Source organism: Kitasatospora sp. NPDC048545, from assembly GCF_040651155.1.
Lineage (GTDB): Bacteria > Actinomycetota > Actinomycetes > Streptomycetales > Streptomycetaceae > Kitasatospora.
This window is the reverse complement of record NZ_JBEZIQ010000011.1, coordinates 162,171-185,919: the sequence shown is the minus strand read 5'-3', so window position 1 is coordinate 185,919 and position 23,749 is coordinate 162,171. Positions and strand designations below refer to the sequence as shown.

Annotated in this window: 23 protein-coding genes and 2 pseudogenes; 13 read left to right on the top strand and 12 right to left on the bottom strand. The window is 75.5% G+C overall.

What is annotated here, in order from left to right; all coding sequences use genetic code 11:
- Positions 1 to 81: 81 nt before the first annotated feature.
- Positions 82 to 906 carry an SDR family oxidoreductase gene (locus tag AB0D10_RS13820; RefSeq protein ID WP_360255230.1) on the bottom strand — a complete coding sequence of 275 codons (825 nt, stop codon included), beginning with the start codon at positions 904 to 906 and terminating at the stop codon, positions 82 to 84.
- A 99-nt stretch (positions 907 to 1,005) separates the two neighbouring features.
- On the opposite strand from AB0D10_RS13820, the gene AB0D10_RS13815 reads away from it, so the two are divergent.
- From AB0D10_RS13815 to AB0D10_RS13805, 3 genes are all read left to right on the top strand, one after another.
- Complete coding sequence (locus AB0D10_RS13815) at positions 1,006 to 1,425, top strand: MarR family transcriptional regulator (RefSeq protein WP_360255228.1); 420 nt, start codon at positions 1,006 to 1,008, stop codon at positions 1,423 to 1,425.
- 200 nt (positions 1,426 to 1,625) lie between these two features.
- Positions 1,626 to 2,633, top strand: coding sequence for an SPFH domain-containing protein (locus tag AB0D10_RS13810; RefSeq protein WP_360255226.1), 1,008 nt, complete (start codon positions 1,626 to 1,628; stop codon positions 2,631 to 2,633).
- Complete coding sequence (locus tag AB0D10_RS13805; RefSeq protein ID WP_360255224.1) at positions 2,630 to 3,553, top strand: hypothetical protein; 924 nt, start codon at positions 2,630 to 2,632, stop codon at positions 3,551 to 3,553. Before AB0D10_RS13810 ends, AB0D10_RS13805 begins: the two co-directional genes overlap by 4 nt.
- A 144-nt stretch (positions 3,554 to 3,697) precedes the next feature.
- On the opposite strand, the gene AB0D10_RS13800 is transcribed toward AB0D10_RS13805, so the two are convergent.
- Positions 3,698 to 4,240, bottom strand: a complete 543-nt coding sequence (locus AB0D10_RS13800; RefSeq protein ID WP_360255222.1) for a hypothetical protein — start codon at positions 4,238 to 4,240, stop codon at positions 3,698 to 3,700.
- A gap of 139 nt (positions 4,241 to 4,379) precedes the next feature.
- Here AB0D10_RS13800 and AB0D10_RS13795 point away from each other — a divergent pair, with 139 nt between their 5' ends.
- On the top strand, positions 4,380 to 5,036 hold the full coding sequence (locus AB0D10_RS13795) for a GPP34 family phosphoprotein (RefSeq protein ID WP_360255219.1): 657 nt from the start codon (positions 4,380 to 4,382) through the stop codon (positions 5,034 to 5,036).
- A 91-nt stretch (positions 5,037 to 5,127) separates the two neighbouring features.
- On the opposite strand, the pseudogene AB0D10_RS13790 reads toward AB0D10_RS13795, so the two are convergent.
- Positions 5,128 to 5,869 (bottom strand): annotated as a pseudogene (locus tag AB0D10_RS13790) (maleylpyruvate isomerase N-terminal domain-containing protein); the annotation flags it as partial.
- A gap of 193 nt (positions 5,870 to 6,062) precedes the next feature.
- Between AB0D10_RS13790 and AB0D10_RS13785 the strand changes: the two are divergent.
- Complete coding sequence (locus tag AB0D10_RS13785) at positions 6,063 to 6,275, top strand: cold-shock protein (RefSeq protein ID WP_350519589.1); 213 nt, start codon at positions 6,063 to 6,065, stop codon at positions 6,273 to 6,275.
- Between the two features lie 425 nt (positions 6,276 to 6,700).
- Here the strand turns inward: AB0D10_RS13785 and AB0D10_RS13780 are convergent, their stop codons facing one another.
- On the bottom strand, positions 6,701 to 7,435 hold the full coding sequence (locus AB0D10_RS13780; RefSeq protein ID WP_360255217.1) for a VC0807 family protein: 735 nt from the start codon (positions 7,433 to 7,435) through the stop codon (positions 6,701 to 6,703).
- A gap of 65 nt (positions 7,436 to 7,500) precedes the next feature.
- Positions 7,501 to 8,100, bottom strand: coding sequence for a TetR family transcriptional regulator (locus AB0D10_RS13775; RefSeq protein ID WP_360255215.1), 600 nt, complete (start codon positions 8,098 to 8,100; stop codon positions 7,501 to 7,503).
- Positions 8,101 to 8,557: 457 nt separating this feature from the next.
- On the opposite strand from AB0D10_RS13775, the gene AB0D10_RS13770 reads away from it, so the two are divergent.
- Complete coding sequence (locus AB0D10_RS13770; RefSeq protein ID WP_360255212.1) at positions 8,558 to 10,105, top strand: RICIN domain-containing protein; 1,548 nt, start codon at positions 8,558 to 8,560, stop codon at positions 10,103 to 10,105.
- A gap of 181 nt (positions 10,106 to 10,286) precedes the next feature.
- Here AB0D10_RS13770 and AB0D10_RS13765 read toward each other — a convergent pair whose 3' ends face one another.
- Positions 10,287 to 11,198, bottom strand: coding sequence for an MBL fold metallo-hydrolase (locus tag AB0D10_RS13765; RefSeq protein ID WP_360255210.1), 912 nt, complete (start codon positions 11,196 to 11,198; stop codon positions 10,287 to 10,289).
- Between the two features lie 161 nt (positions 11,199 to 11,359).
- Between AB0D10_RS13765 and AB0D10_RS13760 the strand changes: the two genes are divergently transcribed.
- Positions 11,360 to 12,349: an AraC family transcriptional regulator gene (locus tag AB0D10_RS13760; RefSeq protein ID WP_360255208.1), complete on the top strand. Its 990-nt coding sequence runs from the start codon at positions 11,360 to 11,362 to the stop codon at positions 12,347 to 12,349.
- Between the two features lie 249 nt (positions 12,350 to 12,598).
- Here the strand turns inward: AB0D10_RS13760 and AB0D10_RS13755 are convergent, their stop codons facing one another.
- Positions 12,599 to 13,009 carry a PPOX class F420-dependent oxidoreductase gene (locus AB0D10_RS13755; protein ID WP_360255206.1) on the bottom strand — a complete coding sequence of 137 codons (411 nt, stop codon included), beginning with the start codon at positions 13,007 to 13,009 and terminating at the stop codon, positions 12,599 to 12,601.
- A 149-nt stretch (positions 13,010 to 13,158) separates the two neighbouring features.
- Between AB0D10_RS13755 and AB0D10_RS13750 the strand changes: the two genes are divergently transcribed.
- Positions 13,159 to 13,611 (top strand): DUF1801 domain-containing protein, encoded by a 453-nt coding sequence (locus AB0D10_RS13750; RefSeq protein WP_360255204.1) that lies wholly within the window; start codon positions 13,159 to 13,161, stop codon positions 13,609 to 13,611.
- 88 nt (positions 13,612 to 13,699) lie between these two features.
- Here AB0D10_RS13750 and AB0D10_RS13745 read toward each other — a convergent pair whose 3' ends face one another.
- On the bottom strand, positions 13,700 to 14,953 hold the full coding sequence (locus AB0D10_RS13745) for a hypothetical protein (RefSeq protein ID WP_360255201.1): 1,254 nt from the start codon (positions 14,951 to 14,953) through the stop codon (positions 13,700 to 13,702).
- Between the two features lie 73 nt (positions 14,954 to 15,026).
- Here AB0D10_RS13745 and AB0D10_RS13740 point away from each other — a divergent pair, with 73 nt between their 5' ends.
- Positions 15,027 to 15,521: a pyridoxamine 5'-phosphate oxidase family protein gene (locus AB0D10_RS13740; protein ID WP_360255272.1), complete on the top strand. Its 495-nt coding sequence runs from the start codon at positions 15,027 to 15,029 to the stop codon at positions 15,519 to 15,521.
- A 104-nt stretch (positions 15,522 to 15,625) separates the two neighbouring features.
- Here AB0D10_RS13740 and AB0D10_RS13735 read toward each other — a convergent pair whose 3' ends face one another.
- Complete coding sequence (locus AB0D10_RS13735; protein WP_360255199.1) at positions 15,626 to 17,818, bottom strand: MMPL family transporter; 2,193 nt, start codon at positions 17,816 to 17,818, stop codon at positions 15,626 to 15,628.
- A gap of 411 nt (positions 17,819 to 18,229) precedes the next feature.
- Between AB0D10_RS13735 and AB0D10_RS13730 the strand changes: the two genes are divergently transcribed.
- Entirely contained in the window at positions 18,230 to 19,603 is a 1,374-nt protein-coding gene (locus AB0D10_RS13730) for a histidine kinase (RefSeq protein WP_360255197.1), read from the top strand.
- The gene (locus AB0D10_RS13725; RefSeq protein ID WP_360255195.1) at positions 19,600 to 20,301 is read left to right on the top strand and encodes a response regulator transcription factor; all 702 of its coding nucleotides are present in this window, start codon (positions 19,600 to 19,602) and stop codon (positions 20,299 to 20,301) included. Before AB0D10_RS13730 ends, AB0D10_RS13725 begins: the two co-directional genes overlap by 4 nt.
- Positions 20,302 to 20,340: 39 nt before the next feature.
- On the opposite strand, the pseudogene AB0D10_RS13720 reads toward AB0D10_RS13725, so the two are convergent.
- Together AB0D10_RS13720 and AB0D10_RS13715 are read right to left on the bottom strand one after the other, a co-directional pair.
- Positions 20,341 to 20,532, bottom strand: a pseudogene (locus AB0D10_RS13720) (aldo/keto reductase); the annotation flags it as partial.
- A 247-nt stretch (positions 20,533 to 20,779) separates the two neighbouring features.
- Complete coding sequence (locus AB0D10_RS13715; protein WP_360255193.1) at positions 20,780 to 21,628, bottom strand: ribonuclease BN; 849 nt, start codon at positions 21,626 to 21,628, stop codon at positions 20,780 to 20,782.
- A 415-nt stretch (positions 21,629 to 22,043) separates the two neighbouring features.
- Between AB0D10_RS13715 and AB0D10_RS13710 the strand changes: the two genes are divergently transcribed.
- Positions 22,044 to 22,265: an SDR family NAD(P)-dependent oxidoreductase gene (locus AB0D10_RS13710; protein ID WP_360255191.1), complete on the top strand. Its 222-nt coding sequence runs from the start codon at positions 22,044 to 22,046 to the stop codon at positions 22,263 to 22,265.
- 140 nt (positions 22,266 to 22,405) lie between these two features.
- Positions 22,406 to 22,909 carry a YfbM family protein gene (locus tag AB0D10_RS13705; RefSeq protein ID WP_360255189.1) on the top strand — a complete coding sequence of 168 codons (504 nt, stop codon included), beginning with the start codon at positions 22,406 to 22,408 and terminating at the stop codon, positions 22,907 to 22,909.
- Between the two features lie 28 nt (positions 22,910 to 22,937).
- Here AB0D10_RS13705 and AB0D10_RS13700 read toward each other — a convergent pair whose 3' ends face one another.
- Positions 22,938 to 23,639 carry a hypothetical protein gene (locus AB0D10_RS13700; protein WP_360255186.1) on the bottom strand — a complete coding sequence of 234 codons (702 nt, stop codon included), beginning with the start codon at positions 23,637 to 23,639 and terminating at the stop codon, positions 22,938 to 22,940.
- Between the last annotated feature and the right edge of the window lie 110 nt (positions 23,640 to 23,749).

Sequence of the window (23,749 nt, the reverse complement as noted above, 5' to 3'; positions counted from 1 at the left end):
CGCAGGGCGCGTCGACCGATCGGACCGTCCGCTTCGGGGTGTGTCCGGGGGTGTGGCGGTGTCCGGGCCCGCGCTGCGGCGTTATCCGGCGACCCAGGCGGTGGTCAGCGCCTGGACGGCCGAGCCGTCGAGGTCCTTGAGCTTGGTGGCGGCGAAGGCGCGCGCGGCGTCGGAGGTGAGCAGCCGGAAGGCGGGGTGTTCGGCGGTGAGCTGGTCGACGATCCGGGCCGCGGCGTCCTGTGCCGTCTGGGCGTTGGCGAAGGCGCCGCGGGTGCGGTCCAGGTAGGCGGACAGGGCCGGGGCGTACGGTCCGGCCTGCTCCAAGGCGTCGTCCGCGAGGCCGACGTTGGCGACGAACTCGCTGGCGACCGCTCCGGGTTCGATCACGCTCACGGCCACGCCGGTCGTGGCCGCGACCGGGGCGAGGGACTCCATGAAGCCCTCGACGGCGAACTTGGCGGCGCAGTAGGCCTCGTTGAAGGGCTGGCCGATGACGCCGCCGACGCTGGTCACGGTCAGGACGCGGCCCCTGCTCGCGCGCAGGAGGGGCAGGGCGGCCTTGGTGACGTGCAGGACGCCGAAGAAGTTGACCTCCATGACGGCGCGCACGTCCTCGACGCTCTCCTGTTCCAGGGTGCCGACGTGGCCGGCGCCGGCGTTGTTGACCAGCGCGTCCAGGCGGTCGAGGCCGGCCAGGCAGGCCTCGACCGAGGCGGGGTCGGTGACGTCCAGGGGGCGGACGTCGACGGTGACCGCGGCTTCCTCGGCCGCCGCCAGCAGGGCGCCCGCCTTGGCGGTGTCGCGCATCGTGGCGATCACGTGCCAGCCGGCGCGGGCGGCGGTGACGGCGGTGGCCAGGCCGATGCCGGAGGACGTGCCGGTGATCAGGACGGTCTTGGTGCTCATCGTGTGACCTCTCGAATGCTTATGGTTCATAACCACTATGAACCATAACTATGTGGGCCGACATTCAACCCTGTCAAGCACCTGGCTACGCTGGACCCCATGCCCGACCCATCGGATGAGCTCACCAGGGAGGTCGTCGGCCTCTTCGCGGCCGTCAACCGCCGCTACACCCAGGAGTCCGAGGCCGCCGCCGCGGCCCACGACCTGACCCCGCTGCAGGCCAAGGCGCTGCTCGCCGCCGAGAGCCCGGTCCCCACGCGCCGCATCGCCGAGCGGCTCCACGCGGAGCCGTCCAACGTGACCGTGATCATCGACCGGCTGGAGTCGCGGGGCCTGGTCGAGCGCAGCGTCGACGAGGCCGACCGCCGCGTCAAGCGTGTCGCCGCCACCGCGGCCGGGCGCGCCGTGGTCGCCGACCTGCGCGAGCGGATGCCGTTCGCCGCCGAGCCGCTGGCCGGGCTCACGGCGGGCCAGCGGGAGGCGCTGCGGGAGCTGTTGCAGCTGGTCCTGGAGGCCTGAGGGCGGGCGGTTTCGGGTCCGCGGCCCCGGGGGGCGGGGCGGGGGCGGGCCGGGTGAGGGCTGGGTGAGGGTGTCGCTGTGCCTTCGGGCGCGGCGGCGCCCTCTTCGTTTCCCCGGGGTTCTCTCTTCTCCTCTTTTCGTCATCTTGACGAGAAACGGGACGGCCCAATATCGTCGACATGACGAAAAGGGGTTCTCCGATGGCCGACATCACCAGACGATTCGGGCTGCGCCACCTGCGCGCCGTTCCCACCGCGCACATCCGCCACCTGCGGCGCGGCCGGGTCGCCCACGACGGGACCGGGCTGGCGTTCTGGTTCCGGCCGCTGACCGCGGCGATCTCCGAAGTGCCGGTGGACGACCGGGAACTCGCCATGCTCTTCCACGCCCGCACCTCGGACTTCCAGGACGTCAGCGTCCAGGCGACGCTCACCTACCGGATCACCGACCCGGCCACCGCCGCCACCCGCGTCGACTTCGGCATCGACCCCGACACCGGCGCCTGGCGCGCGGCCCCGCTCGACCAGCTCGCCACACTGCTCACCGAGACCGCCCAGCAGCACGCGCTCGGCCTGCTCGCCCGCACCCCGCTCGCCGGTGCCCTCGCGGACGGGGTGGAGGCCGTACGCGGGCGGATGACCGAGGGCCTGGCCGGCGAGCCCCGGATCACCGAGACCGGACTCGCCGTGATCGCCGTCCGGGTGGTGGCGCTGCGGCCCGAGCCCGAGGTCGAACGGGCGCTGCGCACCCCGGCCCGCGAACTGGTGCAGCAGGAGGCCGACCGGGCGACCTTCGAGCGCCGCGCGGTGGCCGTCGAGCACGAGCGCGGCATCGCCGAGAACGAACTCGCCAACCGCATCGAACTCGCCCGGCGCGAGGAGCAGTTGCTCGCCCAGCAGGGCGCCAACCAGCGGCTCCAGGCGGAGGAGGAGGCGGCGGCCGACCGGGTGCGCACCGACGCCGAGGCGCAGCGCCGCACCCGGCTGGCCGCCGCCGAGGCACAGGCCTCCCGCGAACTCGGCGAGGCCCGGGCGGTGGCGGAGGCGGCGTGGCTGGCGGCCCACCAGCAGGCCGATCCGGCGGTGCTGCGGGCGCTGGCGCTGATGCGGCTGGCGGAGCACCTGCCGCGGATCGACAGCGTGACGCTGACCCCGGACGTGCTCACCGGTCTGCTGGCCCGGCTCGGCGCGCCCGGGGCGCAGCGGTGACGCTCGCCCCGCGGGTGGTGCTGGTGCACCGGCGCACCGAGTACGAGGAGCTGGTCGCCCGTCACGGCACGCCCGGGCAGGCCGCGTTCTTCCTCACGTCGCGGGGCCGGTCGGCGCGGGAGGTCGAGGAGCGGCACCGGCGGCAGGCGCAGGCGCTCGCCGGGGCGGCGGCGGCCGTGCCGCTGGACTGGCGGCGCAGCCGGGTCGAACGGGCGGACCTGCCGCGGTTCCTGTTCGAGCCGGGGGACGTGGTGGCCGTGGTGGGTCAGGACGGTCTGGTGGCCAATGTGGCCAAGTACCTGGACGGTCAGCCGGTGGTGGGGGTGGACGCCGATCCGGGCCGCAATCCCGGTGTGCTGGTGCGTCACCGGGTCGACGGGCTGGCCGGGTTGCTGCGGGCGGCGGCGCGGGGCGAGGGGGCGGTGCAGGAGCGGACCATGGTCGAGGCCGTGGCCGACGACGGGCAGCGGCTGCTGGCGCTGAACGAGGTGTACGTGGGGCAGCCGGGGCACCAGACGGCGCGCTACCGGTTGGGGACGGAGGACGGCGCGTCCGACGCTGCCGGGGCCGAGGCCGGGGCCGGGGAGGCGCAGGCGTCGTCGGGTGTCCTGGTCGGGACCGGTACGGGTGCCACCGGCTGGTGCCGCTCGGCCTGGCTGGAGCGCGGCGGCCCGGTGGTCCTGCCCGCGCCGGGGGCGCCGGCGCTGGCCTGGTTCGTCCGGGAGGCGTGGCCCTCCCCCGCGACGGGAACCGGTCACGTGCACGGGGTGCTGGAGGCCGGGCGGCGGTTGGTGCTCACGGTCGAGTCGGAGCACCTGGTGGCGTTCGGGGACGGGATCGAGGCGGACGCCCTGGAACTCGTGTGGGGCCAGAGCGTGCGGCTCGGTGTCGCCGCGACCCGGCTGCGGCTGCTCGGCTGAGCGGGACGTGCTCGGCCGGGTGGGACGCGCGTGCGCGCTCGTCCCACTCAGCCGGACGTGCGTGCGCGCTCGTCCGCGGGCGGCCGCGGCGTGTGTGTGCGCGGCAGGCGGGGCGGAGGATGAAGGGGTCAGGGGGTGGAGGGGTCAGGGGGTTTCGCGGACGATCCAGAAGGGGGACCGGCGGTACAGCGGGCCGTCGGGGTCGTCGGCCCGGACGCGGACCGGGGTGTACAGGCACAGGACCCGGCCGCCCAGCCGCCGTTCCTCGGCCGCCAGCCACCGGGACTGCAGGAGCATCCCGGCCGCCATGCCCGCCACGAACATGCCGACCGGGATCCCCGTCGCGTAGCCGACCGCGAGGCCGATCAGCAGCACCAGGAGCAGGGGCGCGGTGAGACTGCGGGAGAACAGGTCGAAGGCCTCGCTCTGCGGGACCGGCTCGGCGGTCGGCGGCGGCGGGCTCAGCCGCTCCAGCCGCTCCCGGTACCAGGGCCGGCGGGCCCGCTGGAGTCCGTAGCAGGTCGTCGCGAAGAGGAGCAGGCCGATGCCGGCGCTCCTCAGCGGGTCCGGTTCGCCGGCTCCCCCGAGGAAGGCCGGCACGCAGCTCACCAGGCTCACGGCGAGCAGCAGGGCCCCCTGGATCCGTACCGACTGGACGAGTCCGACCAGCCGCGGACCACCGTTCATGAAGCATTCCCCCGTACACGTGCTCGACCAAGATCGGCAGGATCCTAACGGACGACGGCCGGGGGTACTCCCGCAGGTGGAGACGGGTCCGGCCCCGAGGCCGACGGCGGGCCGGCGGGCGCGCCGTATCGTCGGAGGCATGAGCCGAGGACTGCACCTGGACGTCTACCTGCTGGCCTTCGACACCCGGTCCCAGTCGCTGCAGGACCGAGCCCGGGCCGGCTTCCTGGTGCGCGCGGGCGCCCTGGCCGAGCTCGCCCACCGGGGCGCCGCCGCCGAGGACGCGGCGGGCCGGGTGCGGGTCGTCTCCGCCGCCGCCACCGCGGACCCGGTCCTGGACACCCTGCTCGCCGAGCTGGGCAGCCGGCCGCACACCTGGAAGTCGTGGATCAGGCGCAACCGCGAGGAGACCCTGGAGGCCGTCGAGGAACGGCTCGCAGTGCTCGGTGTGGTGACCATGGCGGACCGGGACCCCTACGGCCCGGTCGTGCCGCGGCGCCCGGTGGCGATGGCGGACCCGCGCGAGGCCCTGGACCTCCAGGTGCGGGTGGCCGGGCTCGTCCGCGGCGGCGCCCCGGTCGCCGCGGTGCCGTTCGCCGACGCCGTCCTCGCGGCACTGGCCGCCCACGGGCACCTGCGGCTGGTGCTCTCGCGGCACGACCGCCGGGCCCACGCCGGGCGGATCGCCGAGCTCACCGACCGGATCGCCGACCGGTCCCCGGGGCTGGCCCGGGCGGTGGGCGGGCTGAACCTGACGATGGTCGCCGCCCAGGGCGGGATGGGCGGCGGCGGCTGAGCAGCCGGGCGGCTGTCAGGCGGGCGGGAGCCGGCCGGGGGCCGGACGGGGGCGCGGCCGGACGGGGGCTTACTCCTCCGGTTCCCGGGCGCGCGCGGAGCAGGTCGAACAGGCGTGTGTCGCCGTCGGACTGCGGGGAGTCCGCCGGGCTGCGGTCGGACAGGAAGAGGACCTGCTCGCCGGCCGTGCCGTGGGCGCGGGCGACGGGGACGTCCGGGGCGTCGCCGGTCTCCGGGGCGGGCACGGGCAGCCGGGTGGCGCGCGCGCCGTCGGCGGAGAGCCACAGGCGCCAGGCGTGGCCCTCGGCGGCCGCGGGCTCGTACGGCCAGGGGCTCGGCGTCGCGCAGCAGGTGTGCCGGAACTCGTCGACGCCGTCGGTGCCCGCGTCGGCGGGCAGCGGCTGCCCGCGGTGGCCTGGGCGTCGTAGGTGTGCACCGTGGCCTCCTGGACCTGGTGTCGGGCGACGGCGCCGGCGGTCCGCGGCGACTGCGAGGCGCCCCACCACGTCCGACAGCCGGCGTCCGGGCCGGCCACGCGCAGCGCGTCCGGCAGCAGCTGCGTCCCCTCGGCCGACCAGGCCCGCAGGGCCTCTCGCTCGCGGGGCGCGGCCGGACCCTCCCCTTCGTGCGCCCGTCGGCGGGGCCCGCAGCGACGGTGGCGGCCCAGCGGCGGTGCACCTCGCCCAGGCGCCGCACCAGGTCGGACAACGTCCACTCGGGACAGGTCGGCACCTGCGCGTCCGGGCCGGGCGCGGCGGCGACCGCGGCGCGGAAGGTGGTCGACCGCTCGTCGATCAGCTGCAGCAGGGCGGGGAGTGCGAGCTCCGCTGTCACTGCGACTGCCTACCACCGGGATCCGGACCCCCGCCGCCCGCTTTCACGCCGTGCACACCATTCCCCGGCGGGGCCGGCGGCCCGGCGGGAGCGCGCGGCCGGAAGCGGGACGCGCGTGACGTTTGGCACTCGTTCCCTCACCGAACGTGAAAGGATCGCGGTCGGCAATGATTCACATCGACTAGGGGAAGACATGGCGGAGCGTCAGAACGGCACGGTCAAGTGGTTCAACGACGAGAAGGGGTACGGGTTCATCACCCCTGAGTCCGGGCCCGACCTGTTCGTTCACTTCCGTGCGGTCGAGGGGAGCGGCTTCAAGTCCCTGGTGGAGGGCCAGAAGGTCAGCTTCGAGGCCGTCCAGGGCCAGAAGGGGATGCAGGCCGACAAGGTCCGCATCGAGCAGTAGGCCCCGGCCCCGGGCGGGCGGTCGCGGCCGGCTCCCGTCCGCGGGCGCCCGCGGCCCGGCAGCCCGCACCGGCCCGCTCGCCCGAGGGCCGGCGGTGCTCCCGGCCGTGCCACACCGGCCGGACGAAGGGCACCGGCGCCCGCCGGTGGAAGCCGACAGCCGCACCGGACAGCGGCCGGTACCGGCTCTCGTCCACCGCTCCGGGCTTGAACTCGCACCCCTCGATGACGTCGGGCCGCAGCGCGCCGAGCTCCGTCGACGCGCCGGCCCGCACCGGTCGGCCGGAATGCGGACGGGGCGGTGCGCGAAATCCGCGCACCGCCCCGTCCGCGTCCCGGTCAGGCGCCGGCCACCCCCGCGGCCCGGCGTCAGACCTTCGGACCGTCAGGCCGTCGGGCCCTCCGGACGTTCAGGCGTTCAGGCCGTCAGACCTTCAGGCCATGACGGTTGACGTACCAGAAGTGGAAGCCGAACAGCCCGCCCAGCACCACCAGCCACTGCAGCGAGTTCACCAGCGGCACCGCGTCCACCGGCAGGGTGCAGGCCAGCGTCACCCGGATCCCGGCGTCCACCGCGAACCCCAGGCCCCAGACGGCGGTGAGCAGGCGCAGGTGACGGCGGAAGACCGCGTCGTGGTCCCAGCGCCCCACCCACTCCTCGGCGCCCGCCTCACCGAGCTTGGCGGCGACGATCGAACGCGCCGCGGTCAGCATGAACGGACGCCGCGTCGCCAGGGTGCCCAGCACCCAGAGCCCGAGCACACCGAACACCCAGCTGTCGCGCACCAGCAGCACCCGGGGGCTGCCGCTGACCATCGACATCAACGCGCCGAGCGCGACCATCAGCAGGGTGAAGACCGGCATCACCTCGACCCGGCGGCTGCGCACCATCCCGAGCACCAGCCACGGCACCAGCAGCAGACCGCTGATCAGGAGCGCGGCCCACTGGCTGAGCCCGAGGCCGTGCAGCAGGTAGAACCCGCCGAGCGGCAGCGCCAGTTCGAAGACCAGCGACTTGACCAGCGCCCGCTTGGCGGCGCCCGCCTTGCGGTCCGCGCCCGGCACGGCGCCCTGCCCGCCGGCTTCCGCGCCGGTCCCCGCGCCGGCCTCCTGCTGGACCTGCTCGTTCACGGTCTCCCCCATCACGCTCACCCCTGCCATGACTCCCACTCCCCTGTCCTGTCCCGTGTGCGACCTGCCGCGCCCGCCGGTTCCGGGCGGTCCCGCTACGACTCGGCGCGGGTGGCCCGGTCGAAGATGTCCGCCAGCTCGCGGCCCGCCTCGGCGACGTCGAAGTCCTGGTCGCCCACCCAGCGCAGCACCACCGCGTCGATCGACCCGCGCAGCGCGACGAGCATCAGCCGGGCATCGAACTCCCGGAACTCGCCCGCCTCCTGGGCCGCCTTGACCGCCTGCTCCTGCTGCTCCATCAGCAGTTGCATGGAGGCCGTGTAGCCCACCGCGGCCGGATCGTCCCCGCCGAGGTTGGGCAGCACCTCGATCAGCGCCTTCAGGTGGCCGGGCCGGAACGCGAGCAGTTCGATGTTGGACTCGATAAACGCCCGCAGCCGGGCCCGCGCCCCCTCGGCCGCGCCGATCCTGGGCGCCATGAACTCGCCGGTCACCCGGGTCACCTCGGCGACGACCTCGTGCATCAGGTCGTCCTTGCCGGCGAAGTGGTACGAGATCATCCCGGTGCTGCTCAGCCCGGCCTGCTTCGCGATCCGGCTGAACGACGCCTTCGCGTAGCCCAGTTCGGCGACCACCTCGATGGCGGCCTGCACGATCTGCGCCCGGCGCCCCGACTCGGTGAACGTCCGCCCCATCCCCACACCTCCCTGCCCTCGCAAGCAGATTCTTGCTTGCCTGAGCAAGACTGTAGAGCAGTTTGCTCAACTGAGCAAGAACTTGCGCGGGCGAGCAAGGAAAGGTGCGGAAGGGGGACGGGAGAGGGCGGGGCAGGCGGGGAGGGGAGGGCCCGGAGGGCGCGGGCCGGGTGAGGAAGAGGGGGCGGGCCGGGCGGTGCGAGGGAAACCCGGACGGCGTGCGCCGGCGGCTTCGCACCCGAAGTGATTCGCCGGACCACCGGCCAGCGCCCCGCGCTTCCGAGCGCTCTTACCGCGACCGTGCCCGACGGTGATCCTGGTGCGGGCCCTACCGGCGGCGAACGACGCTGCCGCCGGCCGACGGTGCCGTCCACGCCGGGCGGCACCGCAGGCCCGACCGATCAGGGAACCGCCGGCGGACCCCCCGGGTGTCCGTCCTCCCGAGAGGAACCCGTCCTTGGCCATCGGACTCCGACTGCCGCGCGGCTTCGCCGCCCTGGGCACCGCCCTCCTCACCGCCACCGCCGCCGTCCCGCTGACCGCCTCCCCCGCCGCCGCGGCCTCCCCCCTGTGCCTGAGCGGCAACCTCCAGTACGACTACCAGTCGGCCGAGGACGGCACCGCGAAGCCCACGAGGACCAAACCGGTGCGCAACGCCAACGTCACGCTGTGGGGCAACGAGAAGTCCACCGACACCCCCCGCCAGCTCACCGCCGACTACCAGTACACCGCCGTCGCCGACGGCGGCTTCAACCTCTGCTACACCCCCGTCACCACCACCTCCATGAACAGCATGTGGGTGCGCTTCCGCACCGAGAGCACCAAGCTGTGGAAGGTCAGCGACACCACCGGCACTCCCTACACCCTGGACACGCCCGCCCGGCCGGTCTCCGCCAGCACCTCGCTCGGCACCGTCAAGCCGGCCACCGCCGCCCGGGCCTGGCACGCCTTCGACACCGTCAACCTCCTGTGGTGGAACCGCAACAACACCACCAGCGACTGCTGGTCCTCCCACGAGGCGAACAGCAACGCCTGCACCGAGCTGAACGTCCGGTGGACCGACGGCTCCTCCGACGGCCCGTACTACGACCTGGCCAACGCCGTCCACCTCTCCTCCGCGGACCCCGATTCCGAGCACACCGTGCTCCATGAGGCCGGCCACTTCCTCATGCACCGGCTGTACGACGGCACGTTCCCGACCGTCACCAACTGCAGCCCGCACTACGTCAACCTGGTCAGCTCCGGCAGCTGCGCCTGGACCGAGGGCTTCGCCGACTCCGTCGCCGCCTACCTCCTGAAGGACTACCGGTACGTCTTCCCGGACGGCAACAGCGCCGGCTTCGCGTACACCACCGGCTGGAACACCGGCGACCAGGTCCAGGGCAACGTGGACGGCTCGCTGCTCGACCTGTGGAACAACCTCGACGGGGGCTGGAACGGCACCATCGCGCTGCTGACCACGCACGCCCCGGCCACCTTCGCCGACTACTTCAAGAGCGGCCGGCCCGACGGCAACCTCGCCACCAACGGAGCCGCGCTCGCCTACCTGGCCTCCCACGCCATCGACTACGGGCCCACGATCGTCGGCGACAACCAGTACCACGCCCTCACCGACGGCGGCGGACTGGCCCTCGAACACGCCGGCCAGTGCGCCGCCACCACCAACGTCGTCGCCGACCTCGACACCTACGACTCCACCCACGCCTCCGAGCGGTGGAAGTTCGACACGAACGCCGACGGCACGGTCAGGATCTACGACAGCTGCCCGACCCCGCTCACCCTGACCGCGCCCGCCACCGCCGGGGCCCAGGTCACCCTCAAGGCCTACAACTCCACCGACACGCACCAGAAGTGGCAGGTCGCCCAGAACGGCAGGGGCACCTACACGATCACCAACCCGGCCACCGGGTACGTCCTGGACAGCGCCTCCGTCAGCGCCGGTGCGGCCGTGACCGTCAACCCGGCAAACAGCGCCAACAGCCAGGCCTGGGCCGCCTTCGGCTGACGGCCGCCCGCCCGCCCGGACGCCGGGGCGTCGGGGCGCCGGGGCGTCGGGGCGCCGGGGCGCCGGGGCGCCGGGGCGCCGGGGCGCCGGGGCGCCGGGTCCGGGCCGTCCGGCGGTGCCCCCGTTCCCTGGCCGGGGACGGGGGCACCGCCCGAGCCACCGCATGCCGGCCGGACGGCCGTCAGCGCGCCCAGGCGGCCGAGAACCCCTCCCCCGCGCGACTGATCCGCGCCGCTCCCGCCCCCGCGAAATGCGCCGGGATCACCAGCTCACCCTCCCGCGCCGCCCGTTCCAGCACCCGCAGCCGGCTCGCCGCCGCCCTCGCCGGATCCAGGCAGAAGCAGCTGCTGCAGGCCGGATGCGCCAGCTGCACCGGCGAGTGCATCAAGTCCCCGACGAACACGGCCCGTTCACCGCCGGACTCCAGCCGCAGCACGGACGAGCCGGGCGTGTGCCCCGGCGCCTCCTCCAGCACCAGCGCCGCGTCGAGGCGCAGCGAGCCCGACCACTCCACCGCCTGCCCGGCCGCCAGGACCGGGGCCACGCTGTCCCCGAACACCAGGTCCCACTCCGTCCACAGCGTCGGGTCCACCACGCCGCCGCTGCGGGCCGGGTGCCCGGCGGCCGGGTCGAAGAACGCCCGGTCCGCGGCCGGCAGGTAGTACTCGGCGTTCGGGAAGGTCGGGACCCACGTCCCGTCCTCCTCCGTCGTGTTCCACCCGACGTGGTCGGCGTGCAGGTGGGTGTTCACCACCACGTCCACCTCCTCCGGCCGCACCCCGGCCGCCGCCAGCAGCAGGTCCGGGAAGCTCCCCTCGCGCCGGTGGAACATCGGTGTCGCCGGCCGCTCGCGCCCGTTGCCCACCCCGGTGTCCACCAGCACCGTGCGGCCCCCGCTGCGCACCACCCAGGTCTGCAGGGCGCCGATGTAGGCGCCGGACGCCGGGTCGTAGTGCTCGGGTGCCAGGGCGGCGTCGGCGTCGTTCCAGTCGGGCTCGCCCAGTCCGGGCACGATCACCTCCGCCGGGGCGAACGGCCCCTGGAACTCCAGCACCCGGATGATCTCCACGTCCCCCAGCACGATCCGTTCCACGGTTCGTCCCTCCTGCCCGCTCGTCCGTCGGTTCGCTGTCTGCCCGTCGAGCCTAGGAAGCCCGGGTGAGCCGCTCAATGCGCCAGCGGCTCGCTCCGATACGCGAACGGCTCATCGCTGCTGCCCGGTCGGGGCGCTCCGGGGAGGACTACGATGGCCGGATGGACGTGGTCAGCGACGCGATCGCCGCCGTACGGACGGGTCGGCCCGTCTCCAACCGGCTGCAGGTGGCGGGGCGTTGGGGCGCCCGGATCCCCTCCTACCCGGGCGCGGGCTTCCACGTGGTGCTGGCCGGCCACTGCTGGCTGCTGGCCGACGGCGGCGAGCCGCTGCGTCTGGGGCCCGGCGACGCGGTGCTGCTGCCGCACGGCACCGGACACGCCCTGTCCGGTGAGGAGTTGACGGCAGCCCGGGCGGGCCGCCTGCCGGAGCTGGACGCGCTGCTCGGGCCCCGCCGGCTCCCGGGTTCCCCGGACGTTCCGGGGGCTCCGGGTGCTCCGGGGGCTCCGGGTGCTCCGGGCCCGGATGTGTCCGGCGTGGACGCTCCGGGGGCGGCCGACCTGCTGTGCGGCAAGTACCGGCTCGACCACGGGCTCGGACACCCGCTGATGCGTGAGCTGCCCGAGGTCGTCCATCTGCCCACCCGCACCGCCGAGCACCCCGAACTGCGCGCCGCCGTCGACCTGCTGAGCACCGAACTGACCGCCGCGCGCCCCGGCGGCGAACTCGCCGTACCCGGCCTGATCGACCTGCTGCTGGTCTACCTGGTCCGGGCCTGGACCACCCGCTGCGGCGCCGACGGCTGGGGTGCGGCACTGACGGACCCGGTCGTGGCGGCCGCGCTCGCCGCCGTCCACGAGGACCCGGCCCACCCGTGGACGACCGACACCCTGGCCGCCCGCGCCGGCGTCTCGCGCGCCACCCTCACCCGCCGCTTCACCGCGCTCACCGGCCGGCCCCCGATGGCCTACCTCACCTGGTGGCGGATGACCCGGGCCGCGCGCCTGCTGCGCACCACCGCCGATCCGCTGGAAGCCGTCGCCCGCAAGGTCGGCTACGCCAGCCCCTACGCGCTCTCGCACGCCTTCGTCCGCCAGTTCGGCACCACACCCGGCCGCTACCGCGCCACCCGGGCCGCCCTCGCCGCCTGACGCCGTGTCGGCGCGCTGCGCGGGACGGACGGACCGGGCGGACGGGCCGGACGGGGCACGGCGGATGGTGGGTACTGGTGGGCGCTCTCGGCGGGCCGTACCGGGCGGCGCGCAGTTGGCCGATGGTGGCCTCGTACGGGTCGATCTCCACGTCCAGGTCGCCCGCCGGGTAGGAGGCGGACCTGCCACACGCCGCCGGCACTCCCGGCCCGGCTCCCGGCTTCTGGCGGTCGACGGGCGGACGGACGGTCAGGCGGTGGCGGTGCCGATCACCTTGGTGGGGGTGATGCGGACGACGACCCGTACGACCTCCTCCGGGAGGTCGAGGTACTCCTGGCCGGCGCCGGGGCCCTCGTACTGTTCGGCGAGGGCGACGGCGACGGACCGCCCGGGGTCCTCGGTGACGGTGGCGCGGCCGCGTATCTCGACGTAGCGCAGCGGGTCGGTGGGGTCGTAGACGGTGAGGCCGGCCCGGGGGTCGCGGCGCAGGTTGCGTTCCTTGCGGCGCCCGGCGGCGGTGGAGACGAGGACGTCGTCGCCGTCGCGGCCGACCCAGACGACCGACATCTGCGGGCTTCCGTCCGGGTTGAGGGTGGCGAGGACGGCGGGGATCGGCGCGTCGAGCAGGGCGCGGACGGCGTCGTTCAACGGGGTTGTCATCGGGCGAGGCTATCCGCCGCCGGTCCGTGGTGCTCTCCGTGGTCAGCACGGATGTGGTGGGTGGGGCCGGCGGGGAAGGATGTGATCACGGCGGTCGGGTCCGGCCGCACGGGCCGGCCGATCGGGACTCAGGACGACAGGGGTGGGCCATGACCAGCACCGGGATCGACAAGCACGCCGGTTTCTCCGCCGAGGAGCGGGCCGCGATGAAGGACCACGCGCAGGAGCTGAAGAAGGCCGCGCGCAACGTCTCCAAGGCCGAGAAGGCCGCCGAGGCCGAGCGCGACGTCCTCGCGAAGATCGCCGAGATGCGGGAGAGCGACCGGGTGATGGCCGAGCGGGTGCACGCCGTCGTCGCCGCCACCGCCCCCGCACTGGCCCCCAAGCTCTGGTACGGCATGCCCGCCTACGCGCTGGACGGCAAGGTGGTCTGCTTCTTCCAGAGCGCCGAGAAGTTCAAGTCCCGGTACGCCATGCTCGGTTTCAGCGACCAGGCGCAGCTGGACGACGGGCCGATGTGGCCCGCCTACTTCGCGCTGACGGAGGTCACGGCGGAGGTCGAGGAGCACATCGCCGCGCTGGTCGGGCGCGCGGTCGCCTGATCCGCCGGACCGGCCGAACGGCGCGGCCGGGTCGGCGGGTTCGGCAGGTGCGACGGCTCCGGCGGGTCGGCGGGTCCGGGCGGCCGGGCTATCCGACGGCCGCCGGGGCGAGGCCGAGGCCGGCGAGCGCCGCCCGGCCCGCGGCGTGGTGGCCGTCGTCGGCGAGCAGGAGGGTGCGCGCCGCCTGGTAGTGGCAGCCGGCCGCCTCGAAGGCGGCCGCGACGGCGGGCAGCGGCGCCGGGTCGCCGTCCAGCAGGGCCTGTGCCCGGTCGAGTTGGGCGGTGGCGACGGGATTGCCGACGGTCACGGTGCGGGCCCGGGCGACCCGGGCGCGGGCGTCCGGGTGGCCGGCGAGCACCGACGCCTCGGCCCGCAGGGCCACGTACCAGTGCAGCCAGACCCAGCAGACCCACTTCCACACCTCGTCCGGTTCCGGCGCGAGCCGTTCCAGAGCCGCCGGCGCGTCCCCGTGGTGGAGCAGGACGACGGCGTCGAAGACCGCGCCGTGGCCGTGGCGGTGGTCCAGGACGGGGCCGGCCCGGTCCGCGACCGCGAGCCAGGCCGCCTGGGCGGCGTGGTCGCCGCGCAGTCCGTGGACCATCGCGACCGACGCGGCGGCCGGGCCGAGGACGAACGACCGCGGCCGGCCACCGTGTTCCCACGCGTCGAGGAACCTCGTGCCGCCCGAGAGCACGGCGTCGGCGCGGCCGGCGAACGCCTCGGTGACCAGGAGCCAGGACGTGGCGTGGTGGCCCGCTTCGGCGAGCAGCGGGTGTTCGGCGAGTTGCCCGCTCCATCGGCGGGCCTTCGCCAACTGACCGACGCCGAGGGCGTTTCCGGCGGCCATCGCGAGGGCGTCCACCAGTTCGTTCGTGCCGGCCGGGGTGCGCGGCGCGGCGGCCAGGACGTCGATCCGGCGACCGGCGGCCGCCGCGGCGCCGAAGGGTTCGCCGGCCCAGCTGCGGGCGCCGGAGAGCGCGTCGAGGGCGGCGGACTGGGCCACCGGGTCCCCGGTCAGCCGGGCGAGTTCGACGGCGCGTTCGGCGTATCCGACGGTCTCGTGCGCGGTGTTGTCCGCGTCGCCCTGGACGGCGCCGAAGGCGTCGGCGAGGACCGCGGCCTCGGCGAGGGCGACGGCCGCGAGTGCGGCCGGGTCCGCCGGGCCGGCCGACTCCCGGGCCTGCGCGAGCAGGGCGTGGACCTGCGGCGCCCCGGGGATCCGCGCGAAGGTGCTGGAGAAGCGGTACGCGACGGTGGCGGCGGCCGCCAGGTCGCGGCTCGCGCCGGCGGTGTCGCCGGCCCGCCGGGCGGCCTCGGCGGCGGCGAGGTGCAGGCGGAACATGTCCTCGCCGCGTCTGCGGCACCCGGCCACCCCTGCGGCCTCGCGCAGCGCGGCCGCAGGGGTGGCGGGGGTGATGAGGGCGGCGGACTGTCTGCTCGGCCTCCTGCAGGAACCGGCGGGCTCCGGTCCCCGGCCCCGTGCCGAGCGCCGGCGGGACACCGAGCGCCGGCTCGCCGAGGACGTCGACCTGTGGCTCGCCGGCGCCTCGCCGGACGGCGACCCGTACCTGGTGCCGCTGTCCTTCGACTGGGACGGCGGGACGCTGCTGCCGGCCACGGCGGCGGACGGTCCGACCGGCCGCAATCTGGCCGCGGGGCGCGGCACCCGGCTGGCCCTGGGTCACACCCGCGACGTCACGGTGGTCGAGGGCGGGGTGGAGGTGCTGGCGATGGACGCGCTGCCGCGGTCGCGGGGCGACCGGTTCGCGGCGCGCACCGGTTTCGACCCGCGTGGACTCGCCGCCGACTACCGCTGGTTCCGGGTCACCCCGCGCCGTGTCCAGGCGTGGCGGGAGGAGGACGAACTGGCCGGCCGCGAGCTGATGCGCGACGGCCGCTGGCTGGTCTGACGGGCGCGAGGGGACGGACGGGCGCAGGGCGAGGGACGAAGGGGGCGGGCCCGACGGCGAGGGAGCGGGGCCGCGCCCCACCCCTCGCGTCGGGTCCGTGCCGGTCAGGGCACCGGGACGCGGGCCGGTTCCGGGGCCTGCTCGGCCGGGTCCCGGTGACGGCCCGGGCGCAGGGGCCACCACAGGGCGCGTCCGAGCAGGGCGGCGACGGCGGGCACCAGGACCAGGGACAGGACGAGGGCGGAGAGCAGGATGCCGAGCGTCATCGCGAAGGCGACCTGTTCGCTGCCCGGGGTGGTGGCGAGGGTGGCGAAGGAGCCGGCCAGGACCAGTCCGGCCGTGGCGATGGCGGGGGTGGTGTGCCGCACGGCGCGGGCGACGGCGTCGCGGGCCGGGCCGGGTCGGCGCATCTCCTCACGGATCCGGTCGGTGATCAGGATGTTGTAGTCGGTGCCCAGGGCCACGACGAACAGGAACAGCACCAGCGGGAGGGTGAAGCTGACGCCCGGTTCGCCCAGCCCGTGCTGGAACAGCAGGGTGGCGGCGCCGAGGGTGGCGGCGAAACCGAGCCCGACGGAGAGCATCAGGACCACCGGGGCGAGCAGGCTGCGCAGGAGCAGCAGCAGGATCAGGGCGATCAGGGCGGCCGCGACCGGGAAGACGACCGCAAGATCGTGGTCGACGGCGGTGGAGACGTCGGCGAAGATCGCGGCCGTGCCGCCGACGTGGGCGGTGGTCCCGGCGGGTGTGTGGGCGGCGACGGTGGCACGGACCGGGCCGGAGGCCAGGTCGCGGGCGCGCGAGCTCTGCGGGTCGGCGGTCAGGTAGAGGTCGATCCGGGCGGCGCGCCGGTCCCCGCTGAGGGCGGTGCCGCCGACCTTGCCGACGCCGTCGACCGCGGTGAGGGCGCGGGAGAGGCCGTCGAGCCGGCCGGCGTCCAGGGGGGTGCCGTCCGTGGTGACGACGTAGACGCTCGTCGGGTCCGAGACGCCAGCCGGCAGGGCGCGGGAGATCTCGGCGGCGGTGGCGGCGGCCGGGGTCTTCCCGCCGGCGCCGCCCTGGCCGTAGTCCATCCGGATCCCGGCCATCCCGGCGGCCAGCGCGCCGAGCAGGGCGACGGCGGCGAGCAGCAGCGGCAGGGGCCGCCGGGCGACGAGCGCGCCGAGGCGGGCGGCGGAGCCCTCGCGCGGCTCGCGGCGCAGGCTGCGGGAGGGCCAGAACATCTTGCGTCCGCAGGCGGCGAGCAGGGCGGGCATCAGGGTGAGGCTGCCTAGCAGCATGACCAGGACCGCGACGGCGATGGCCGGGCCGAGCGAGCGGAACTGGCCGAAGCTCGCCACGCCGAGGGTGGCGAAGGCTGCCACGATGGTCAGCGCGGCGGAGGTGATCGCGGTGCCCACCCGGGCACACACCTGGGCGGCCGCCTCGCGGGCGGGCTGCCCGGGCCGGGCCCGCAGATGCTCGCGGAAGCGGAAGAGCAGGAACAGCAGGTAGTCGATCCCGATGCCGAGCAGGACCACGGAGACCAGTCCCGGGGTGCCGGCGTCGAGCTTGAGGCCGGTCAGCGCCGCGGCGCCGGCCACGGCCCCGCCTGCCACGCCGCCGATCATGGCGACCGCGACCAGCGGCAGCAGGGCCGCCAGGACGCTGCGGAAGACCAGCACGTTGAGCAGGACGATCAGCCCCGCGACGAGCGCGCTGCCGACCGTCGCGGCGGTCCGGTGGGAGTCGGTGGTGTCGGCGGCGTCGGCCAGTCCGCCGGTGAAGCCGGTGCGCATCCCGGCGTCGGCGAACTGCGCCCGGGCGGCGTCCCGGAAGGCCCGGAAGACGTCCTGGACGCCCTCGTCGGCGGCGTTCCCGGTCAGTTCGACGGCGAGCAGTTCGAAGCTCCGGTCGGGTGCCGTCATCGCCGGGGCGACCCTGGGGGTCTGGGAGCGGTCGGGGACGAGGAAGGCGGGCTTGTCGTCCTTCCTGGGCATGGCGACCCGGCGCTGGGCGAGCTTCGCCGCCTCGGCCCCGACCCGCTGCTCGTCGGCGGCGGTGAGGGCCTTGCCGTCGGCCCTGGCGACCAGCACCGTGACCGTGGTGGCGTCGGGCCTCACCCCGAACTCCTCCTCGGCGATCCGCAGCGCGGCGGCCGAGTCGTAGCCGCGGGGCAGGAAGTCCCCGGTCCGGGCCTGGGTGACCCGGGAGAGCAGCATCGGGCTCAGCCCGGCCAGGGCGACTCCCAGCACCACCCAGAGGGCGATCACCCTCCACGGGTTCCTGGTGGAGTATCCGGTCAGTGCGCGGATCACGATGTCCCTCCGGCGGTGGACGCGAACGTCCGCAGGTCGGTCTCGGCTCCGGGGGTTCCCGGCCGGGTTCCAGACCATCACCCGGGGTGGGCCCCGGACGTCCTTGCGGCGGACGATCCGCACCGGGGCCCCAGCTCCTCGGCCGGGCCCCGACCCGGGACCGTGGTCCTGGTCCGGGCCGCCGCGATCGGCCGTGGGGAGCATGCGGGGGCCGGGTGGGCCGATGCCAGAATGGCGTCATCAGGGCTGATCAGCGCGCCGGGCGGTCCGGGACCGTGCCGGCCCGGCTGGGCCCGGCCGGGCAGGGCAGGCGCGCGGCGCAGGCAACACGGCGCGGGCACGCGGCGACACACGGCGCGCGACACACGGCACACGGCACACGGCGAAGGCCGGGCACGGAGGGGAACGGACATGGGTGAGCGTCAGCGCCCCGCGGCGGGTTCGGCACACGGGACGGGCCCGGCGGACGGGACGGGCCCGGCGGACGGGGCGGACCCGGCGGACGGGACGGACCCGTCGGACCGGGGGCCCTGCGGCGCGGGCCCGGGAGCCCGCGCGGCGGCGGACGCGTCGCGGGACGCCGACGGTGCGCCGTGGACCCACACCGACGCGCTGGTGGCCGTCGGCGCCTGCACGCTCGACCTGCTCGGCTACCTGGTGTTCGCCGAGGAGAGCGGTGGCCGCGGCGTGGGCCTGCCCGGCTTCCTCCTGGTCGTGCTGTCGGCCCTGCCGCTGCTCGCCCGGCGCAGCCGCCCGGTCGCGGTGCTGGCCGGTGTCCTGGTGCTCGGGACGGCGGCCGACCTGTCCGCGCCGGCGAGCCCCCACTTCGGCGCCGCGCTGGTGGTCGCCCTGTACTCGGTCGCCAGGGCCCGCCCCCTCCCGGAGACGGCGGCGGCCACGGCCGTGACGGCGGTGGTGACGCTGCTGGGCCAGAGCCACCTGCGGATGCCCACCTGGCAGGCGGCCGTCAGCGCCGCCTTCTCCGCCCTGCTGGTGGCCGGCGCCGGCATCGGGCTGTCGCGCTGGCAGCGGGAGGTCACGGCCAACCGCCGGCTGCTGGCCGACCGCGCGGTCGCCGACGAACGCCGCCGCATCGCGCGGGAGCTGCACGACATCGTGGCGCACCACATCACCACCATGCAGCTGATGGCCGGCGGCGCCCGGGCCAATCTCGGCAACCCGGAGGTGGTCCGGGACGCCCTGGTCACCCTGGAGTCCTCCGGGCGGCTGGCGCTGCGCGAGATGCGCCAGCTCCTGGACGTCCTGCGGGCCGGCGACGAGCCGGACGCCGCCCCGCCGTCGCCCCAGCCCGGGACGGAGGACCTCGGCCGGCTGGTGGACGAGTCCCGCGTGGCGGGCCTGCCGACCGACCTCAGCGTCCACGGGACCCCGCGCCCGCTGCCGCCGACCGTCGGCCTGACGGTGTTCCGGATCGTCCAGGAGGGCCTCACCAACGCCCGCAAGTACGCGGGGCCCGCCCGGGCCCACGTGCGTCTGACGTACGGTCCGGACCAGGTCACCGTCGAGGTGCGCGACGACGGCGGGCTCGGCGAGGGCGGCGGGCTGCGGGGTGGCGCGGGCATGCCTGCCCGGAACCCGTCGCCGTCCGGGGCCCGGGGCGGGTACGGCCTGATCGGCATGCGCGAGCGCGTCGCCCTGCACGGCGGCACCCTACGGGCGGGCCCGCGGCCGGCGGGCGGTTTCGCCGTGGTGGCCGATCTGCCACTGGCCCCGGACGAGACGGCCGACGCTGCCGTCCAGCACGGGACGGCGGCGGCCCGGTGAGCGCGGCGGCACCGGGCGACGCGGCACCGGGCATCAGGGTCCTCATCGCGGACGACCAGCCGCTGGTGCGGCGCGGCCTGTCCCTGATCCTGTCCCCCGACCCGTCCTTCGAGGTGGTGGGCGAGGCCGAGAACGGGGAGCAGGCCGTCGCCGCCGCCCTGCGGCTGCGCCCCGACGTCGTGGTGATGGACATCCGGATGCCCGTGCTGGACGGGGTCGGCGCGACCCGGGAGCTGGCCGGCGCGCTGCCCTCCTGCCGGGTCCTCGCCCTCAGCACCTTCGACATGGACGAGTACGTGGTGGCCGCGCTGCGCGCCGGCGCCCACGGGTTCCTGCCCAAGGACGTCTCGCCGGAGGACCTGGCGGCGGCGATCCGCACCGTCCACGGCGGCGAGGCGGCGGTCGCCCCGCGCCTGCTCACCCGGCTGATCTCCACGTACGTCCGGGCCCCCGTCGGCGCGCCACCGCCGGTCGCCGACACGGGCGGGCTGACGCCCCGGGAGGTGGAGGTGTGGCGCCTGATGGCCACCGGCCTCGACAACACCGAGGTCGCCCGGGCCCTGGACATCAGCCTCTCGACGGTGAAGAACTACATCACCAGCATCTTCGGCAAGCTCGACGTCCGGGACCGCGCCCAGGCGGTCATCGCGGCCTACGAGTCCGGCCTGGTCACCGCCCGTACGGGGGGCGGCGGGTAACGGGGGTCTTCGGGTGCGGCCGCGATCACGGGCCTGCGGTCACGGGCCTGCGGTCACGGGCCTGCGGTCACGAGCACGCAGTCCCGGGGGCAACGCGGCCGGGACGGTCTCGTTCAGCGCGGCGGTGTCCTCGGCGATCCGGCCGGGCCGGGTGGCGCCGGGGATGACGGCGGCGGACGCCGGGTGGGCGAGGGCGAACTGCAGGGCGGCGGCCTTGATGGAGACGCCGTGCGCCGCGGCCTTGCGCACGCTTTCTAATGCAAGAGCTGACTATGCGCGCGCAGGGCTGGTGTTGGGGGTGGGTGGGCGGTGGGGAGCAGCAGTGGGGAGCAGCGGTGGGGGCCCGTCCGTGCGGGACCACGGCCGGGAGGGGAGGGGGAGGGCCGTGGCGAAGGCGGCACCGGCGCGGGAGGACAGCACCGGCGCAGGAAGGCGACACCGGCGCGGCGGCGGGGACGGCATGTCCTCGGTGCCGGTGTCAGGACGGGGGCTGCCGCACCCGTCGTGTTCTGCGGACCGCCGCCCTGAAGGACATGCCCCGGTCGTGCCACATCATGCCGATGGACGCGCCCAGGATGATCACCACGCCGATCGCGATGAAGAACGACATGAGGGTGAACACCACCCCGATCGGGCCGTACTCCTGCTCGTTGCCGATGACCATGCCCGAGAAGGTGAAGTGGAAGACGACCAGCATGCCGGTCCAGAAACCGCCGGTCGCGACCGCGCACGGCAACAACCGGCGCCAGGCGACCCGCCCGCCCAACAGGAACCACATCGTGAACCACCAGAAGGCGACGCAGGCGGCGACGCTGATGATCCACCACAGCACCGGCTGGCTCGCGTGGAACGTGTGGCCCACCAGCGCGGCCAGGGCGAGCCAGCCCACCACCACGGCGAGCCAGACCAGCGCGCGCAGCCTGTCCCAGGCCTGCTTGGGCAGCTGGAACACCCGCTGGTACAGCTGCTGGATCGAGGCGGCGGCGGCGAGGCCGCCCATGACGAAGAAGACCCACGACAGGCCGGTGACCGCCGAGGAAGTGGTCGAGGAGGAGGCGAACAGGCGGCCGACGTCGGCGGAGGCCTGCGGGCTCAGACCCAGCCGCGCCGTCAGCCCGGTCACCGCCGACCGCCCGGCCAGGGCGGACACCACGAGCAGGAACGGGACGGCGCACAGCAGCAGCGTGGCGGCCAGCACCATCGCCTGGCTGAGGAAGTCCACCGCGTCCAGCCGCCCCCACAGGTTCTCGGCCCAGGATCCGAAGTACTTCGCCCTGCCCCACTCGGCCGCCCGCCGGGCCCGCCGTCGGGCCTGCCGGGCGCGCATCCTCCCGGGCGTCCCCGGCGCCGTGACCGGGCCCGGTGAGGGCGCCGGGGGCTCGGGCCCGCGCCCGTCAGCGTGCTCGGGCCCGTCAGCGTGCTCGGGCCCGGACGCGTGTCCGTACTCGTCCCCCGGGTCTCCCGGTGTCCTGTCGCTCGCACGCATGATGTTTCCTCCGGCGGCCGCGCGGACCCGTGGCCTGCCGGGACCCGTCACGCGGTGGTCCCGCTCGGTGGCGCCGCGCGTGCCCGGAGCCGCGGTCCTCCCTTCACCGTCGCACGGCGGCCCCCGCCGTGCCCGGGCCGGGGCGCCCGGGCGCCCGGGCGTCGGCGTCGGCGTCGGCGTCGGCGGTGTGCCGTCTGGGGAGGGCCCCGGCGGGGCGGGAAGGTGCGGCCTCCGGCGCCGGGGCACGGACCCCGGGGTGCGCCCGGCCGTCGAACAGGTCGAACGGGTCGAACAGTCCGAGGAGCGTGCGGATGTCGTCTTCACCGGCGGGGTGGCCGTCGTCACCGGTGCCGCCAGTGGGATCGGACGGGCGCCCGCGCTGCGGCTGGTCCGGGCGGGGTGGGCGGTGGCAGCGGTCGACGTCGACGCGGCCGGCCTCCTCGGCAGAGCGATCGGCCGCCTCGTGGTCAGGGTGTAGGGGTCGGGACCGTGGCCGGGACGGTGGCCGGTGGCACTGCGGAGCGCGACGGGGGCGGGGCGCACCTCCCTTCCTGCCCGGGGCGGTGCTGCCCGGGGCCGCCGCTGCCCCCGGGGTGACGTTTCATAGGATCGGCCCCCGTGAGCATCATCGGACTGTATCTCCGCCTGAGTCCAAGCGAGTTGGCCCGTGCGGCCCGGGAACCGGACTGGGCGTCGGTGTTCGCCGACGAGGTCGCCGAGCGGGAGTCGGAACGGCCGGTGAGTCCGTCGGAACGCCGCGGCCACGACACCGGCAAGGCCTGGGACGCACTGCGCTTCCTCCTCGAACGCCACGCGTTCCCGGTCGACCTCCTCCACGGTGAGGAGGAACTGCCCGGCGCCGACGACTGGGGCTACGGCCCGCCCCGCGTGCTCACGCCCGAGCACGTGACGCTCGCCGCCGACGCGCTCGCGCCACTCCCCTTCGAAGCCCTGCTCGGCGACGTCACCGCCGCCGACCTCGCCCGCTCCGACGTCTACCCGACCGGGCTCTGGGCGGACGACACGGCCCTGCCCTACCTGGGCACGCACTACACGGACCTCACCGCCTTCGTCCGCACCACCGCGCGCTACCGGCACGGGCTCCTCGTCTGGGCCGGCTGAGCGCCCCGCCGCACGGGGGGCGCGGCGGCTATCGGCCCGCCGCCTCGGGAGCCTCCAGTTCGGTGTGGTGGACGGTGAAGCCGCCCCGCAGGACCGGGGCGAACGGGGCCGGGGCCATGCACGTGCCGACCACCGGCTGGTAGGGCTTGCCGTCGGCGCCCACGTCCATGTTGGCCACGCCCCAGGAGAACCCGAGGCGGCCGTCGCCGTGGCCGGTGCCCTGGTAGACGCTCAGGCCTATTCGCTCGCCGACGTTGCCGACGTCCGACGTGGTGACGACGGCGGTCAGCGTGGCGACCGGGCCGCCCGTGGACAGGCAGTCCACCCGGGCCTCGGCGCTGTAGACCTTCCCGGTGGCGGCCACCTGGTGGGAGAAGCGGACGGTGCCCCCCGCGTCGGTGGGCAGGCCCTCGGCCGCACCGGTGCCCGGGAAGCGGCGGGTGTACGGCGCCGCCCGGGCGTTGACGGTGAACCAGATCTCGTCGTCCGGGGCGAGGGCGTAGGAGATCCGGGCCGTGCCGCTGACGCCTGCCGGACGCGCGGACGGGACGCCGTCCTGGCGGCCGGACGCCGCGCCGGCGGGCGGGGCGTCGGCGGGCGGGGCGTCGGCGGGCGGAACACCTGTGGCGGAGGCCGGGGCGCCGGCGGCTCCCGTGAGCGCCGCGAAGGCCAGGCCGGCGGCGGCGACGCCCCTGGCGGCACGGGTGCTGACACGGACGCGGGTGCGCATGCGGAACATGGTGGGCTTCCCTCCCTCCGGCGGCCCCGGTGGCCGCTGTCCTGATGCCCCAAGCCTCGCCGCCGCACCCCCTCGCGCACATGTGCCGATCGGCATAAACG

Excerpts from the sequence above, each read along its gene's own strand:
- AB0D10_RS13820 (WP_360255230.1), bottom strand. The coding sequence starts at position 906 with ATGAGCACCAAGACCGTCCTGATCACCGGCACGTCCTCCGGCATCGGC.
- AB0D10_RS13815 (WP_360255228.1), top strand. The coding sequence starts at position 1,006 with ATGCCCGACCCATCGGATGAGCTCACCAGGGAGGTCGTCGGCCTCTTC.
- AB0D10_RS13810 (WP_360255226.1), top strand. The coding sequence starts at position 1,626 with ATGGCCGACATCACCAGACGATTCGGGCTGCGCCACCTGCGCGCCGTT.
- AB0D10_RS13800 (WP_360255222.1), bottom strand. The coding sequence starts at position 4,240 with ATGAACGGTGGTCCGCGGCTGGTCGGACTCGTCCAGTCGGTACGGATC.
- AB0D10_RS13795 (WP_360255219.1), top strand. The coding sequence starts at position 4,380 with ATGAGCCGAGGACTGCACCTGGACGTCTACCTGCTGGCCTTCGACACC.
- AB0D10_RS13785 (WP_350519589.1), top strand. The coding sequence starts at position 6,063 with ATGGCGGAGCGTCAGAACGGCACGGTCAAGTGGTTCAACGACGAGAAG.
- AB0D10_RS13780 (WP_360255217.1), bottom strand. The coding sequence starts at position 7,435 with ATGGCAGGGGTGAGCGTGATGGGGGAGACCGTGAACGAGCAGGTCCAG.
- AB0D10_RS13775 (WP_360255215.1), bottom strand. The coding sequence starts at position 8,100 with ATGGGGCGGACGTTCACCGAGTCGGGGCGCCGGGCGCAGATCGTGCAG.
- AB0D10_RS13760 (WP_360255208.1), top strand. The coding sequence starts at position 11,360 with ATGGACGTGGTCAGCGACGCGATCGCCGCCGTACGGACGGGTCGGCCC.
- AB0D10_RS13755 (WP_360255206.1), bottom strand. The coding sequence starts at position 13,009 with ATGACAACCCCGTTGAACGACGCCGTCCGCGCCCTGCTCGACGCGCCG.
- AB0D10_RS13750 (WP_360255204.1), top strand. The coding sequence starts at position 13,159 with ATGACCAGCACCGGGATCGACAAGCACGCCGGTTTCTCCGCCGAGGAG.
- AB0D10_RS13745 (WP_360255201.1), bottom strand. The coding sequence starts at position 14,953 with ATGTTCCGCCTGCACCTCGCCGCCGCCGAGGCCGCCCGGCGGGCCGGC.
- AB0D10_RS13740 (WP_360255272.1), top strand. The coding sequence starts at position 15,027 with ATGAGGGCGGCGGACTGTCTGCTCGGCCTCCTGCAGGAACCGGCGGGC.
- AB0D10_RS13730 (WP_360255197.1), top strand. The coding sequence starts at position 18,230 with ATGGGTGAGCGTCAGCGCCCCGCGGCGGGTTCGGCACACGGGACGGGC.
- AB0D10_RS13715 (WP_360255193.1), bottom strand. The coding sequence starts at position 21,628 with ATGCGCGCCCGGCAGGCCCGACGGCGGGCCCGGCGGGCGGCCGAGTGG.
- AB0D10_RS13700 (WP_360255186.1), bottom strand. The coding sequence starts at position 23,639 with ATGCGCACCCGCGTCCGTGTCAGCACCCGTGCCGCCAGGGGCGTCGCC.